The following is a 14761-nucleotide window of genomic DNA, read 5'->3' on the forward strand; positions in this document are numbered from 1 at the left end:
TTTTTAATTGCGGCATTTCATAAAGCTTAGCATATTCAACGCCCGGTTTGTCATGTGTTAAAGTCGGTGAATAATTCATCATTTTAACAAGCCTGTATAACTAAATGCGGCTGTAAACCTGTTGTTGCAAAGGCTTTCAATAAATGTGTCCGGTGAATTCGTTTTGAAGTAACACAGTTGAAGTTGTATACATTCATAGCGAAAAAACCTTTTATAAAAATCCATTTAGTCACTTCTTTGTCGCCGATGTGTACAAACTCTCTTAAAATAACTGTTGGAGAAAGCCAAGCCGGTCATTGTGTCTGCCTGTTTTAAGAAAGCAGTCACCTCTGTTTAACTTTTCCGGTTTAAAAAGCGAGCTGATTTTGGCTAAGTCATCATTACTGATCCCAAAGTAAGTTTTATGTAAATTTCAAGTTCTGTCATTTTTTAACAGGCGGATCTGCAATGGCTGCTAACGTTCTGGAATTGACGGGCAGGTTGTTTGTTGAAAATCTGCAGCCGTAACCGCAGATAAATTTATAAATAAAAGTTGATTGTTTATTCCGTTGCAGGATCTATTCATCCACTGCAACTGGAGGTTACAAAAACAATACATACTATTTTTTAACCGGGAGTTTTTAATCCATTTCGGAAAGAACAACCGGCTGTATGGAGATAAACGTACCAGGGATTATCTACAGCCGACATAAGGGTGCGGCATAAACTGCAACAATTGGATGAGTGTAAACCGGAAAATAGTTTCCCACAGCCATTTTAAAATACGATGCTATTTTTTAACTGAAACACCGGCGGATGAGGCCTTTTTATTTGGAAGAGCTTTCGCCGCTTTTTTTACCGGAGGAGTCGTTTTTTTATCAGCAGGTGCAGCTTTTTTAGAGATGGGGATGACTTTTTTTACTACATCTTTTGTTTTCTTTGCTACCGTCTTTTTCAATCCGGCAGTAAGCAGTTTTGCAGCCTTCTTAATTCTTTTTTCAAATTTTTTTTCTCCCAGCTGATCTTTCAGATCTGTGAGGGCCGTTTGCAATTGTCTGGTAACAGTTTGCAGGGCAGAATCGCTCTCCGTTATACTCTTCTTTATGTTTTCCGTTGTTGACATTCTACTATTTTTTATAAATGATAACACAAACTTAATATAAGAAAATTGCTAACAATGTTAAGTTTTTTATATTTCTTTAAACTGGTAGACTGGCCAGGTGACGTGTTACCGGTGGTGTTGGAAATCTGCTCTCCAGGCTGCTACGGCTTGCACATTTCAACGACATTTTTTCTGTGGTGTTTTTCTTCAACATTGCGCTCCGTAAATATGTAGGCTGGCTGAACCATCTCAATGCCATGCTGTTTCTATAAAAATACTAAACGCTGGCTGGCTGTGGATGACTCACTCAATTTACCGAACCGTGTAGCAGTAAAATGGCCCTTCGCCGCCTGATAGTCTGCTTAACCCATTTCAGCTTGCTTCCAATCCTTCTTAACGTGGACGTGTAACGTTTCCCTATGTCATAATTTTCCAGTGAAAGATATGGACCAGAAGGGGTAATGGCCAAACGGGATTTTTCTGCTTAAATTTTTATTTGATTAATTGCATGAATGTTTAAAGCAGACATTTTATACCAATTTGGCGAAATGGAGCATTTACTGTGGCCAAGATGCCGCTTACAATGAGTTCCACCCGTAATAAAAAGTCAGTTTTGCAACATATAAAAAAACAACTATTATTGTAGTATGAGAGAATCCCTAAAGCATCTTTTCAGCAACCAGGTTATTTTGGAAGATAAACGCCAATTTTTTTACACTATAAAGCCTTATGAGCTTATCAATGCGCTGGGAACGGTGATTGCTAGCTTACAGGAATATTCATTTACGCAAAAGGAACCAGCAGGTGAGGCGTTTTCCTGCAATTTATACAAAACAAAAGATGGTAATTGGTATGACATTGAGGAGGCGACCATTGCAGTGGAAAAGAAAATTATACGAATGCTTAAATCTGCTATTGACGCGAAGGAAAATACATCCGTATCATAGTCGGGGCATTTGGAACGCATTCTCCACGCGGGTACGCGATACCCTTTGCTATTTCACCAAAATCCTTTTCATCCAAACGGCAATCCAGGTAAATACCCAACTATACATCCGCTTATTTTTTTGAAAAAAAAACTGTTGCTATTTCCCTTCGTTCCCGTAAATCGGCTATCAGTGCTGATTGCATGAGCAGGTTGATACAACTCCTTGACGCAGTTTTTAAAGCCACCTTGCAAATACACGAAAACGATCATTTTGAACCATTCGCCGAAAAAAAATACTCCCTGATCGAAAAGCAAAAAATGCAGAACATATTTGATGCACCTTTACATCAGAAAGCAAGCAAGGTAAAAGCTTTCAGCAACCGGTTCCAATTTTAATATCCTAACCAAAAGACCAAATCCGAACAACCAATCAACATCCAATTATTTTAAAGAAAAGAGCCAAATCCTGTAACCAACAAATAAATAACAATATCCTGATTAAAAGACCAATCCGATTAGACTAAAAAACCAAGTACACCGATTATCCGATACCCTGATTAAAAATAACCAACGAATTGAATATCCTTCGTGAAAAGACCAATGAGTCCCGCCTTGAAAAACGCATGGTAAGAAATGTGTGAAGTAAAAACGGATCAAAAAACCAACAACAATATATTAAAGAATGCTCTTTTAAACGGGGGCATTTTTTTATGCCCCGGGGCAGAGGACTGAATTCTAAAAGTGCCTTTCATTCCTTACTATTTATGCCGCGTGAGATTTATTCAATTTCATTTTACCACGGTTGATATTGATTTTATTTTTGCGCCAGGCCCATGGTGCCATGGCTGATTTTTCAGTCCATAAACCCAGCTTGTTTTTTCTTGCTTTTAGTTCTGCATTGGCCAGCTGTATGTCCGTCGAATATTTTTTAAAATGCCACGCATAGCCAGCTTCCACCATCAATAGTCCTGCTTCTTTTCCGGTTGCCAGCCAGGTTTTCGCAAGTGTTCTGCCGTACCTGTCCTTACCGGTTGATTCGATTGATACAGCCGCACCAAAACACAAGCGGCTTAAATAATTCTTCGATAATTTGTAAAAAGGCATCCCACGTTCAGGCGCATCAATGCCTTCCATTCTGATTCTTTTTGTTGTGTGATTGTCCAGCAAAATATCATAGGTATCGCCATCAATAATATGAATGACTTTGCCGTGGGGTGGTGATTGGGCTTCGGCCAAATTGCAACCGGCAGTGAGAGCGGTAGTAAACAGAAGAAACAGGAGGGTTTTCATTATTCGGATTGAATTGCCTTTTTTTAATTGAATTGGAAACAGAAATTAGTTAGCAACAACTCAAATGTATCGGAATAATTGTTATCGTGTTATTTTTCATTGCCGGGGTCTTTCTATTGCCCCTACTTATGCCTGAAAATAAAGCGGCACTGAAGCTTTTTTTGCTTCAATGCCGTTATGAGAAAAACTAAGAGTAAATACTACGATTTCGCTTTGGCCATTTTCATTCCGCATTTTGGGCACTTGCCGGCTTTATCGCTTGCCTGGTCGGGGTGCATGGGGCAGGTAAACATTTTCATTGTTTCCATTTTCATTTGTTCTTTTTTAGAAGCCACCAGTGCTGAACCGCATTTGGGACATTTGCCAGCCTTGCTGCTGACTACATCTGCATGCATCGGGCAGGCATATTGGTTGGTCACAGCTGTTTTCATTTGTTCTTTTTTTGAAAGCCCCAGGTCCATACCGCACTTGGTGCATTTGCCAGGTTTGTCACTGGTTACATCCGGGTGCATCGGGCAACTGTATAATAGTTTTACAGAAGCATCTTTGTTTGGTTTATTCAGCGCATCTTTTTGTGCGAAGCAGGTAAAAGTGGCGGCTACAGCGATTGCAATAAATAATATCTTTTTCATTTTATTTTGTTTTAGAATTTGTAATTTTTTTGAGTGTATTTGAATCACCACCTCCTCAAATTAGTTGATTGATATTTTACTAAATGAATGTTTGTAAAGTGATTTGATAATGTAAGAATGAGGTAGCAGTAACAACAGGATATTTACATTGTTGCCGCTGGCGTTTATGCTGATCATATTCGATAAACACAATCGAAAATGTAGATGGGAACACCGCGGTCTGGAGGAGGCGAGAAAGTTGTATTTAAAAGTTGCGGTTCCAAAGTCAGCCAATGCTTTTCAGCGCTGCATGACGTAAACAGAAGAGCGAAAGTAAAATTGTTAACCGGGCTGTTTATATAATCAGCGCCAATGTAATTGTCTTTTAGTTTCAGACTTTCAAACGTGGTTTTACAACAACTGATCGTATTATTTTTTGAGGATTTACTTTTGGCAAATTCAGCAAAGCTTAAGCTGGTAGATTGCAAATGGCCACAGCAGTAAAACTGTGTAATACCAATGCCCATTGTTGAGGATGTGTAAACAAAAAGCAATACTATCAGCGCAATCTTTTTCATTTTATAACACAAAAGTAGGCTCATTTTTAAAACTGTTTGCAGCCCCCCGTCAATGGAACGCATGATCCAGGTCATACCAAATGTAAAATAGAATGCTGCCTGTCGATAATAAATGTCTGTTAAACTATTTCTTAAATGGATGCATAACTATTACAACTGCGTCATTTCTTATGGTAGCAATTTTTGATGCGGTTTGCCTAACCCGCAGTATCACTGGTTTTCATCACAAATGAATAAATTGTATTGCCTTTCAATTATAACAACCATTACCTTCGTAAAAACGTTTTTGTCCATTTTGAAAAAGAAAGTGTTATCCATCATCGACATAGCGAGGCAATTGGGAATCTCTCAATCCACCGTTTCTTTTATTTTAAATGGAAAGGCAAAAGAGAGAAGAATCAGCGATGCAACAACGCAGCGGGTACTGAAATTTGTGGAGGAAGTAGGCTATAAACCCAACCTCCTGGCCCGCAGTTTTCGTACCGGAAAAACCAATATCATCGGCCTGATGGTTGAAAGTATTGCCAATCCCTTCTTTGCGAATCTGGCCCGGCTGATAGAAGAGAATGCTTACAAAAACGGGTATAAAATTTTATACTGCAGCACAGAAAATGATTCCGCCAAGGCGCGGGAGTTAATCCACATGTTTAAAGATCGTCACGTAGACGGTTATATTATTATCCCAACAGAGGGTATCAGGGACGACGTTAATAAATTGGCTGCCGGCGGTGCTTCGGTCATTCTTTTTGACAGATGTTTTGAAGGCGATGCAATAGATTACGTAGTGCTCGACAACTTCAACAGTACCTATAATGCAACAAAACATCTGATTGACCAGGGATATAAACACATCGGTTTTGTAAGCATCAGTTCGCTGCAATCGCAAATGCAGCAACGTTTGGCGGGTTATGAAAAAGCGCTGGATGATCATAGCTTGCAGCACTATGTTAAAGAAGTTGGATTTTATCTTGACACAAATACAGTGGTAGACTACATTGTCGATTTCATACTTCGCAAAAAAAAGCTGGACGCTGTTATTTTTGCTACCAATTATCTCGGCGTAAGTGGGCTGAAAGCAATTAAAAAAGCAGGTCTCTCCATCCCGGATAACCTCGCCGTGGTATGTTATGATGACCTTGAATTGTTTGAATTACACACGCCACGAATCACTTCCATCGCACAGCCCATACAGGAAATGTCGGAGCAGCTGATTAATATTTTGCTCGACAAGCTGGCTTCAAAAAATAGTATTAATCACAAAGTAACACTTCCCGGCAAGCTCATTATCAGGGAATCTTCTCCTAAAATTGCACGCCGGAAAAAATAGCCTGCTTTGCTATAACGTTTTTTCTTTCTTGTTATCAGATTCAAGGTGTTTCAAGAGTACAATTAGCTATAATTACTGCAGGCAGTGGTGATGTTTGTTTTAAAATGAGATAGCTGTCAATATTGAAACTGCTGCTGCTGCTGAATTACATGGCAAGTGGTCTATACCAGGTATCTAAGTAATAAATAACAAACTGTAGATCTTTTAGCCGGTTGTATCATTTTATATTCAATTTGTAACAAGCATCTTGCTAAAACGTTTTTCTTATTATCTTTATTTTAACAAGTTGAAATAAATAATTCAATACACTTTATTCAGCCTGCAATTAACGAAAACCCCAAATGCCTGACATATGAGATATCTTAACAGAGATCATAGGTGCATAGCTATACACCATAACAAACACACCGTCATTATTTTCGCAGCTATTACCGGTGAACATACCAACCCCGTTTTTATCCTAAGGCAAATTAATGTCTTTTCCTTCCTGTTTTTTTAAAGTTTCCTTGCTAAAACGTTTTACTAATACTTTCATACTCCAAAACCATTGTTTATGATGACAGACTATTTCTTAAAAAAAACTAAGCACTTGCGTCGTCCGGTGTGGATGATTGCCTTTATGCTGGTTGTAACGGTGGGCATACCCGGCCGGGTAGCAGCCACCAATGCGCCGCCCGGAAGGCTTACTGGCCGGGGCCTTTTAGCCAAAACGGTTACCATTACCGGGGTTGTAAAAGACAAGCTGGGTAAACCAATTGCAGACGCAACAGTAAAAGTAGTGGGTTCAACCACGGCTACTTCAACCGATGCCAGTGGCCGTTTCTCCATCAATGTAGATCCAAAAGGTTCACTTGAATTTTCGCATGTTGGCTACAAGACACAAACGGTAGCCATGAACAATACACTCGACCTGGAAATTGTGCTGGATGCGAACGAAGGCAACATGAATGAAGTAGTGGTAGTGGGCTATGGCAGGCAAAGGAAAATCAGCCAGATCGGTGCACAGTCCATCGTAAACCTGGAAGATTTAAAACAGCCAATAGCGAATGTGGGAGCAGGTTTGGCGGGGCGTCTTTCGGGTCTTGTGGCAGTTCAGCGTACCGGAGAACCAGGTCATGATGATGCGGATATCTGGATACGGGGTATAGCAACACTTAACAATTCCAAACCACTTATTTTGGTTGACGGCGTGGAGCGTTCACTGAGCAATCTTAACTACGATGATATCGCTTCCTTCAGTATTTTGAAAGATGCTTCGGCCACTGCAGTGTATGGTGTAAGAGGTGCGAACGGGGTAGTATTGATCACAACAAAAAGAGGTAAACCCGGTAAGCCGGAATTTGCGGTTGATTACCTGCAATCGATCACTACGTTCACAAAATTGCCTTCCATGACTGATGGCCTTACTTACATGGATATGGCCAACGAAGCGCTTACCACAAGAGGTGATGCACCAAAATATTCGGCCGATTATATTGCCAAAACAAAAGCCAACACAGACCCCTATTTATATCCCAATGTAAACTGGATTGATAAAGTATTTAAGAAAAATGGCCTTAACCGCAAAGCCACCGTTAACATTGATGGTGGTGCACCTTCTGCTTTTTACTATGTATCGCTTGGTTATTATGATGAAGACGGATTTATAAAATCAGATCCAAGTGAACCTTATCACAGTGGTGTAGGTTATTCAAGATTTAACTTCACCAGTAACTTAACGTTAAAGGTTACGCCATCTACCACTTTTGAACTCGGGTTACAGGGCTATTACAGCAATGGTAATTATCCCGGTATTGGCGGAGGTAATAATCCGGCTGATGCAGGCCAGGTAAATTCTATTTTCCAGGCGGTAATGGATATGCCGCCGGTAGAGTTGCCATTTACTTATCCCGGTGATACCACTTCCGGGAGAAATCCCAACGGAGGTTTTCGCAACCCGTTCGACCAGGCTGCAAAATCCGGATATTCCAATCAATACAAAACACAATTGTATACCAATATCCGCCTGCGGCAGAATTTAAGTATGCTGGTGAAAGGGCTTTCTTTTACAACCATGTATGCCTTTGATAACTACAGTGAGCTGGACATTAATCATGGCAAAAGAGAAAACGCATACATAGCAAACGGCAGAAACCCGGATGGTACATTGAACCTGCAGCTAACATATGGCGGTAGTAACTCGCTGGGTTATGATCGTTACAATGGTGGCAACAGAAGAGTGTATACGGAGTCTGCTTTAAACTATGATTCTGCTTTTGGCAAGCATCGTGTAAGTGGCTTGCTGTTGTATAACCAGAGTGAATATGTAAATGCTTTTGCAGGCGATTTTACCAGCTCAATTCCTTTCCGTACCAGAGGCCTTGCAGGAAGAGTGACTTATAGTTTCGATGATAAATATTTTGTTGAAGGCAACTTCGGATACAACGGTTCTGAAAATTTTGCACCCAAAAAACGCTATGGCTTTTTTCCTTCTTTTGGTGTAGGCTGGGTAGCATCCAACGAAAAATTCTTTAAGCCGGTTAAGAATATTATCAGCTTTTTAAAGTTCCGGTTTTCGTCCGGCACCGTGGGTAACAGTGATATCGGCAGCACGCGTTTTGCGTACCTTGACCAGGTTAACACCAATGCCAACGGGTACACATTTGGTACCAGCCGGCAGGGAACGGGCGGCTATGCCATCAGCAGTTACGGCGCAGACCTTACCTGGGAAACCAGTCGTAAAACAAATATCGGCATGGAGATGACGTTGTTAAAAGCAACTACGGTACAAGTTGATCTTTTTAAAGAACACAGAACAGGCATCTTTCTTACCCGTGGTACAGTACCAGAATTTGTGGGTTTAACATCACGTCCGATTGGTAATCTTGGCATAGTAAACAATGCCGGTATCGATATCTCTTTACAACAAAATCATGTAAGAATTGGTGACGGCTGGTTTTTAAGTCTGCAGGGCAACTTCACTTATGCCCGTAATAAAGTAATCAGTAATGATCAGCCGGATCAGAAATATCCATGGCTTAACAGGAAAGGTCAGGGCGTGCTGACGAGGTTTGGCCTGGTAGCTCAGGGGCTGTTTAAGGACTCTGCAGAAATCATCAATTCTCCCGTGCAGTCATTTGGCGAGGTAAGGCCCGGTGATATTAAATTTAAAGATTTGAATGGCGATGGCGTAATTGATGCCTACGATCAAACTGCCATCGGTACCGGTGACGTACCGTTCATTTTATATGGTTTTGGTTTTGATCTCACCTATGGTAAATTAAGCCTGGGTGCTTTCTTCCAGGGACAGGCGCAGGCAAATATTATTCTGAGTGGCAACAGTATTCAGCCCTTTTCCGGTGATGGTGGAGAAGGCAATGCGTACAGCGTAATTACCGACCGGTGGACACCTGAAAATCCCAACCAGCATGCGTTTTATCCAAGGCTTGGTTTTGGCGGTCCCAAGAATGGCAACAACAACCAGGTAAGTACCTGGTGGCAAAAAGATGCCAGTTTTATCAAACTGCGAACACTGAAAGCTTCCTATACTTTTTCAAAAGATGCGTTTAAAAAAATAGGCATTAAGCGTGCCTACATCTATGCGCTCGGCGAAAATATTTTATCCTTCAGCAAATTTAAATTGTGGGATGTGGAACTGAATACTTCCAACGGTGTGCGGTATCCGCAGGTAGCTGCCTATTCACTGGGATTACATTTTGATTTTTAATTACAACAACTAACGATCATGAAAAAACTGATTTATATAACAATCGCATCATTTTTGCTCATCAATATACCGGCTTGTAAAAAGGGATATCTTGATCAGCTTCCGCAGGATAGAACCACCATTGAGCAAGTGTTCGCCCATAAAAATACGGTCGATAATTTTCTAGCCAACGTCTATTCCTACGTTAGAGATGAGGCCAGTCAGCGCTACATTGGTGGCTCAACAAGTGGTGGCCCGTGGACGGGTGCATCCGATGAAGCAGAATATGACTGGAGTTTTGTGTTTAGCAATTATATCAACGTAGGTGCCTGGGGTCCAACAACCGGTGTGGTAAATGATTTCTGGAGTAATTATTATACCGCCATCCGCTCTGCCAATTATTTTATGGCGCACGTGGGCGAGTGTAAAGAAATCACCAACCAGGCAAACGGAGCACAGTTGCTTGCACGGTACATTGCAGAAGCAAGGGGCCTGCGTGCTTACTATTATTATAATTTAATCAAAATTTTTGGGCCGGTGGTGATCACCGGTGATGAAAACATTGCACCCAACGCAGGCCTTGCAGATGTTCAGCGTGCACGTACCCCTTATGATAGTTGTGTGTTGTATATTTCCAGCGAGATGGATAAAGCTGCAGCAGACTTGCCTGATGTGCCGGCAAACCCCAGCGTTGACGCAGGCAGAATGACCAGGTCAGTAATGATGGCTTATAAAACGGAAATGTTGCTGACGGCTGCAAGTGATCTTTTCAATGGTAACCCGGATTATGCATCGCTTAAAAACCAGGAGGGCGGACAGTTGATCAGCCAGCAAAAAGATCCGGCCAAATGGGTAACAGCTGCCGCTGCCGCAAAAGCATTTATTGATAAATACGTGCCGGGTACATTTGATTTGTACAGGGAAAATGACGCCTCAGGTAACCTGGATCCTTATTTATCCTGCCGCAATGTGATGTTTACTGACTGGAACAAGGAATGGATCTTTGCAAAAGTAGGAGCCGATCCAACCACCAGGCAATATGAAGAGACACCGTATCATGCAGGCTCTGACGGCGCTATCCGCGGCAGTGGTGGCCTCGGTGTAACACAGCAAATGGTAGATGCTTATTTTATGAACAACGGTTTATCTATTAATGATCCCGGTTCTGGCTATGTTGAAAATGGTTTCTCTTCATCTGATGGAAAATACACCACGGCAGGCACCTACAACATGTGGACCAACAGGGAACCCCGTTTTTATGTCGGCATTACTTACAACGGCAGCAAGTGGTTAAATACAACCACCAGTTCAGGCACCGTAACAACCGAAACATTTTATAACGGCAATTCCGGTAAAAGAGTTGGTGGAAATGATTATTCGCCTACCGGTTATATCGGTCGTAAAAATATTCCACCGGGCGACTGGCGCTCAGGCAACAGGGCATGGGTAATGTTAAGGCTGGCCAATATTTATCTCGATTATGCAGAAGCATTGAATGAAGCTTCACCCGGTAATGCCGATATAGCTAAGTATGTAAATCTTATACGCCAACGTGCCGGAGTTCCGGACATTTCATCCGCTCTATCACAGGACCAGATGCGCACGGCGATACGCAAGGAAAGAAGGGTAGAACTGGCTTTTGAGAATGCCCGTTATTTTGATACCCGCAGGTGGAAGATTGCAGAACAGACTGATGGCGGACCTTTTTACAGCATGGACATCAATGCAGGCAATGATTTGCAGGACCCGACTTTTTATAAAAGAACCGTTTTTGAAAACCGCGTTTTTCAGAAGAAACATTACCTGTGGCCTATACCGCAGCAGGAGCTGGATGTAGATAAAAACCTGGTGCAAAACACCGGATGGTAAACATAAAATGCAATTGTAAAACACCTGCAATTTGCAGGTAAACATTAAAAAATGCTACAATGAAAATGAATATAAAAATGACGGCAGTATTTGTAAGTGCCTTGTGCGTTGGCCTTGCAATGTCTTCCTGCAATAAACCCGATGTTGTTATTTCCGCAAAAGAAGGAAATATTTATATGCCCATCGCCGCCGGTAACAGCAGCTATGCCTTGTTATTGGCTGATACGGCACAAACGATTGGTTTTGGTGCAGCCTACGGTGGTCTTGCCTATCCCGGGCAAGATATCACTGTGGGTTTTAAAGTAGATTCAACTTTAATCAGCAGTTACAATGCGCAACATGGTACGGCTTATGTTATGATGCCGGCATCCAGCTACCAGGTGCCCACGCTCACCAGTGTTATAAAAGCTGGTGAAACAAGTTCCAATACATTGCCAATACAAATTGTAACTACGGATCTTGATAAAACGATCAAATACATTATTCCTGTTTCAATCACCAGTGTTTCATCAGGTTTTATTGACAGTGCGCTTGGTACGACTTTTATAAGAGTAGATACCATTCAACGGCTGGAAAAGGATATTACATCAATGGCCACATTGAGTGTGAGCCGCGAAAACGGCGGTGGTTCAGGTGCAGGCGAAGGTTCCCCCAAACTGGTAGATGGTGATTACAACAGCAAGTTTTTGACAGACGGATTTCCGCAGAGCTTTTGGGTAGACCTTACTTTTTCATTGCCCCAAATCATCGGTGCGTACACCATTACATCCGGCAATGATGCGCCCGACAGGGATATGAAAGACTGGAACCTGGAAGGCTCCAACGATGGAACAACATGGACAATACTGGATACGCACACGGGAGAAACATTCAGTGGCCGCAACCAGACTAAGCGATACGAGTTTACTAACACCACTGCGTACACGCAGTACAGGATAAATGTGCTGGCCAATAACGGCAGCAACCTGATACAGGTAAGTGAGTGGCGGCTGATTACTTTTCCTTAAATAAAGAAAATGTATAAAAAAATTTAGTAGTAAAATTGTTGAACTCTGAAGCTATTTGAGTGTTTTTAAATAACAACTCCGAAAACCAAAATGCCGGTTGAATGTCAGCCGGCATTTAAAATATTTTCTACAAGCGGAATGAAATAGTTTTGTGCAAATTCATCTTTCATAAAATTCACCAGCTAAATGCAAATACTTAAACAGCTGATTGCTTTACCCGTCATTGCCTTGTTGTGTACCCAGGGCTATTCACAAAAAAATAATGCCGCTGAAAAAACTTCTTTCCAGGCATCGGCGCCATGGAATGCAGCATACGATGTGCGGAGTGATATTGCGATGGTGTATGGCATGGATAGTACGTTTACCGATCGGGTAAAAAGCTATCGTGACCGCGGCTACAATGTACAGTTTATGACCGGCATTGCCTGGGGCAATTACCAGGATTATTTTGAAGGCAGGTTTGATGGCAAAACTCATTTTGAAGATGGGCAGGTAGAAAGAAACGGCCGTGAAATTGGCCATGGTAAAGGAATTCCTTACATCGTACCAACCGATGGATACATCGCCTATTTTAAAACACTGATAAAAAAAGTGATTGATGCCGGAGTAACATCTATCTATTTGGAAGAGCCTGAATTTTGGGCAAGAGGCGGTTACAGCGAGTCGTTTAAAAAGGAGTGGCAAAAAATGTATGGCTTTGCCTGGATGCCACAACATGAATCACCGGAAGCAACTTACCTGTCATCCAAACTAAAGTACCAGCTTTATTTTCATGCGCTGAAAGAAGTATTTCAATATGCCAAAACCTATAGTGAAAGCAAGGGGCTAAAAGTAAAATGTTATGTGCCTACTCATTCACTATTGAATTATTCTTCATGGCAAATAGTAAGCCCCGAAGCAAGTTTGGCGGCGCTGCCAGGGATGGATGGCTATATCGCCCAGGTGTGGACGGGCACTTCAAGGGAGCCGGTTTATTACAATGGTATTAAAAAAGAACGCGTTTTTGAAAATGCTTTTTTAGAGTATGGATCTATGTTATCTATGACGGCGCCCACCGGTCGTAAAATTTATTTTTTGACAGACCCGATAGAAGATTATCCGCGTACCTGGGATGATTACAAACAAAATTACCAGGCCACTTATACAGCCGAATTGATGTATCCTTCAGTAGATAATTTTGAAGTTATGCCCTGGCCCAACAGAATTTACCAGGGAAAATTTAAGCTGGCCAACAGTACCGAAAAGCAACCGATATCACCGGCGTATGCAACACAAATGCAGGTGATGGTAAATGCATTAAACGAAATGCCGGCCTCTGCAAATACCATCAATGGCAGTAAAGGTATTGGTGTGCTGGTGGGCAATTCGATGATGTTTCAGCGTTTTCCGGTGCACAATAATTATGACGATCCGCAGCTCTCCAATTTTTATGGAATGGTAATGCCATTATTGAAAAGAGGCATACCTGTTGAAACCGTGCACATGGAAAACCTGGGCTTTGCGGGTACATTAAAAAATATTAAAGTGCTGGTGATGAGTTATGCCAACATGAAGCCACAAGCCGCCATAGTAAACGAACAGCTGGCGCAATGGGTTAAGAATGGTGGCAGGTTAATTTATTATGGAACAGATACGGATCCTTTTCAAACAGTAAAAGAATGGTGGAATACCAATGGAAAAAATTACACAACACCATCTGCTCATTTGTTTGAACAACTGCATATTTCACCGACAGGTAAAGAAAGTTATACGTATGGAAAAGGTGTGGTAACAATTGTAAAGCAGGATCCGAAAGAGCTGGTATTAACAGCCGGTGGCGACGAAAATTTTATGCGCATTATAAAAACGAATTATGAATCGGCAACATCAAAAGGCAGCCTGCAAACCAACAATTATTTTTACCTGGAACGTGGGCCTTACGACATTGCTTCTGTGATGGAAGAAAGCGTGAGTACAGAACCATTGCACATCCAGGGTCCGGTGATTGATATGTTTGATCCGGCATTGCCGGTTTTAAAAGAAAAAATTGTTCCGCCCGGTCAGCAATCTTTGTTGTATGATTTGAAAAGGGTAAAAGAAAAAAATATAGCCCAGGTTTTGTGCGCAGCATCCAGGGTATATGATGAAAAGCGCAATGGCAATGAATATTCATTTATAACCAAAAGTCCATCCAACACCAATAATGTAATGCGCATCCTTTTGCAGGGCAAGCCAACATCTGTTATCACAAAAGATAAGGATGGAAAAAAAATCGACAACAAAAGCGAATGGGATGAAGATTCTCGTACCATCCTGCTACAATTTATTAATTCGGCCGATGGTATTGAGGTTGAGATCAGGTGATTTTTTCATAGAAGATTGAAATATCTAATGCTGTCAGCCTTG

9 protein-coding genes are annotated in these 14761 nt (G+C 41.6%); 6 read left to right on the forward strand and 3 right to left on the reverse strand.

Annotated elements, in window-relative coordinates; translation table 11 throughout:
* Positions 1-769: 769 nt before the first annotated feature.
* On the reverse strand, positions 770-1102 hold the full coding sequence (locus JWR61_RS03190) for a hypothetical protein (protein WP_301926410.1): 333 nt from the start codon (positions 1100-1102) through the stop codon (positions 770-772).
* A 626-nt stretch (positions 1103-1728) separates the two neighbouring features.
* On the opposite strand from JWR61_RS03190, the gene JWR61_RS03195 reads away from it, so the two are divergent.
* Entirely contained in the window at positions 1729-2028 is a 300-nt protein-coding gene (locus JWR61_RS03195; RefSeq protein ID WP_301926411.1) for a hypothetical protein, read from the forward strand.
* A gap of 743 nt (positions 2029-2771) precedes the next feature.
* Here the strand turns inward: JWR61_RS03195 and JWR61_RS03200 are convergent.
* Together JWR61_RS03200 and JWR61_RS03205 are read right to left on the reverse strand one after the other, a co-directional pair.
* Positions 2772-3299 carry a thermonuclease family protein gene (locus JWR61_RS03200; RefSeq protein ID WP_301926412.1) on the reverse strand — a complete coding sequence of 176 codons (528 nt, stop codon included), beginning with the start codon at positions 3297-3299 and terminating at the stop codon, positions 2772-2774.
* Between the two features lie 200 nt (positions 3300-3499).
* Positions 3500-3931, reverse strand: coding sequence for a heavy metal-binding domain-containing protein (locus tag JWR61_RS03205; protein ID WP_301926413.1), 432 nt, complete (start codon positions 3929-3931; stop codon positions 3500-3502).
* Positions 3932-4783: 852 nt separating this feature from the next.
* Here JWR61_RS03205 and JWR61_RS03210 point away from each other — a divergent pair.
* From JWR61_RS03210 to JWR61_RS03230, 5 genes are all read left to right on the forward strand, one after another.
* On the forward strand, positions 4784-5815 hold the full coding sequence (locus JWR61_RS03210; RefSeq protein ID WP_301926414.1) for a LacI family DNA-binding transcriptional regulator: 1032 nt from the start codon (positions 4784-4786) through the stop codon (positions 5813-5815).
* A 553-nt stretch (positions 5816-6368) separates the two neighbouring features.
* Positions 6369-9521 carry a TonB-dependent receptor gene (locus JWR61_RS03215; protein WP_301926415.1) on the forward strand — a complete coding sequence of 1051 codons (3153 nt, stop codon included), beginning with the start codon at positions 6369-6371 and terminating at the stop codon, positions 9519-9521.
* Positions 9522-9539: 18 nt separating this feature from the next.
* Complete coding sequence (locus JWR61_RS03220; RefSeq protein ID WP_301926416.1) at positions 9540-11369, forward strand: RagB/SusD family nutrient uptake outer membrane protein; 1830 nt, start codon at positions 9540-9542, stop codon at positions 11367-11369.
* A 59-nt stretch (positions 11370-11428) separates the two neighbouring features.
* Positions 11429-12376 (forward strand): DUF1735 domain-containing protein, encoded by a 948-nt coding sequence (locus JWR61_RS03225; RefSeq protein WP_301926417.1) that lies wholly within the window; start codon positions 11429-11431, stop codon positions 12374-12376.
* Positions 12377-12562: 186 nt separating this feature from the next.
* On the forward strand, positions 12563-14719 hold the full coding sequence (locus JWR61_RS03230; RefSeq protein ID WP_301926418.1) for a hypothetical protein: 2157 nt from the start codon (positions 12563-12565) through the stop codon (positions 14717-14719).
* Positions 14720-14761 lie beyond the last annotated feature (42 nt).

This window comes from Ferruginibacter sp. (assembly GCF_028288465.1).
GTDB lineage: Bacteria > Bacteroidota > Bacteroidia > Chitinophagales > Chitinophagaceae > Ferruginibacter.

Coding starts and splice junctions, on each gene's coding strand:
- JWR61_RS03190 (WP_301926410.1), bottom strand. CDS start 1,102: ATGTCAACAACGGAAAACATAAAGAAGAGTATAACGGAGAGCGATTCT.
- JWR61_RS03195 (WP_301926411.1), top strand. CDS start 1,729: ATGAGAGAATCCCTAAAGCATCTTTTCAGCAACCAGGTTATTTTGGAA.
- JWR61_RS03200 (WP_301926412.1), bottom strand. CDS start 3,299: ATGAAAACCCTCCTGTTTCTTCTGTTTACTACCGCTCTCACTGCCGGT.
- JWR61_RS03205 (WP_301926413.1), bottom strand. CDS start 3,931: ATGAAAAAGATATTATTTATTGCAATCGCTGTAGCCGCCACTTTTACC.
- JWR61_RS03215 (WP_301926415.1), top strand. CDS start 6,369: ATGATGACAGACTATTTCTTAAAAAAAACTAAGCACTTGCGTCGTCCG.
- JWR61_RS03220 (WP_301926416.1), top strand. CDS start 9,540: ATGAAAAAACTGATTTATATAACAATCGCATCATTTTTGCTCATCAAT.
- JWR61_RS03225 (WP_301926417.1), top strand. CDS start 11,429: ATGAAAATGAATATAAAAATGACGGCAGTATTTGTAAGTGCCTTGTGC.
- JWR61_RS03230 (WP_301926418.1), top strand. CDS start 12,563: ATGCAAATACTTAAACAGCTGATTGCTTTACCCGTCATTGCCTTGTTG.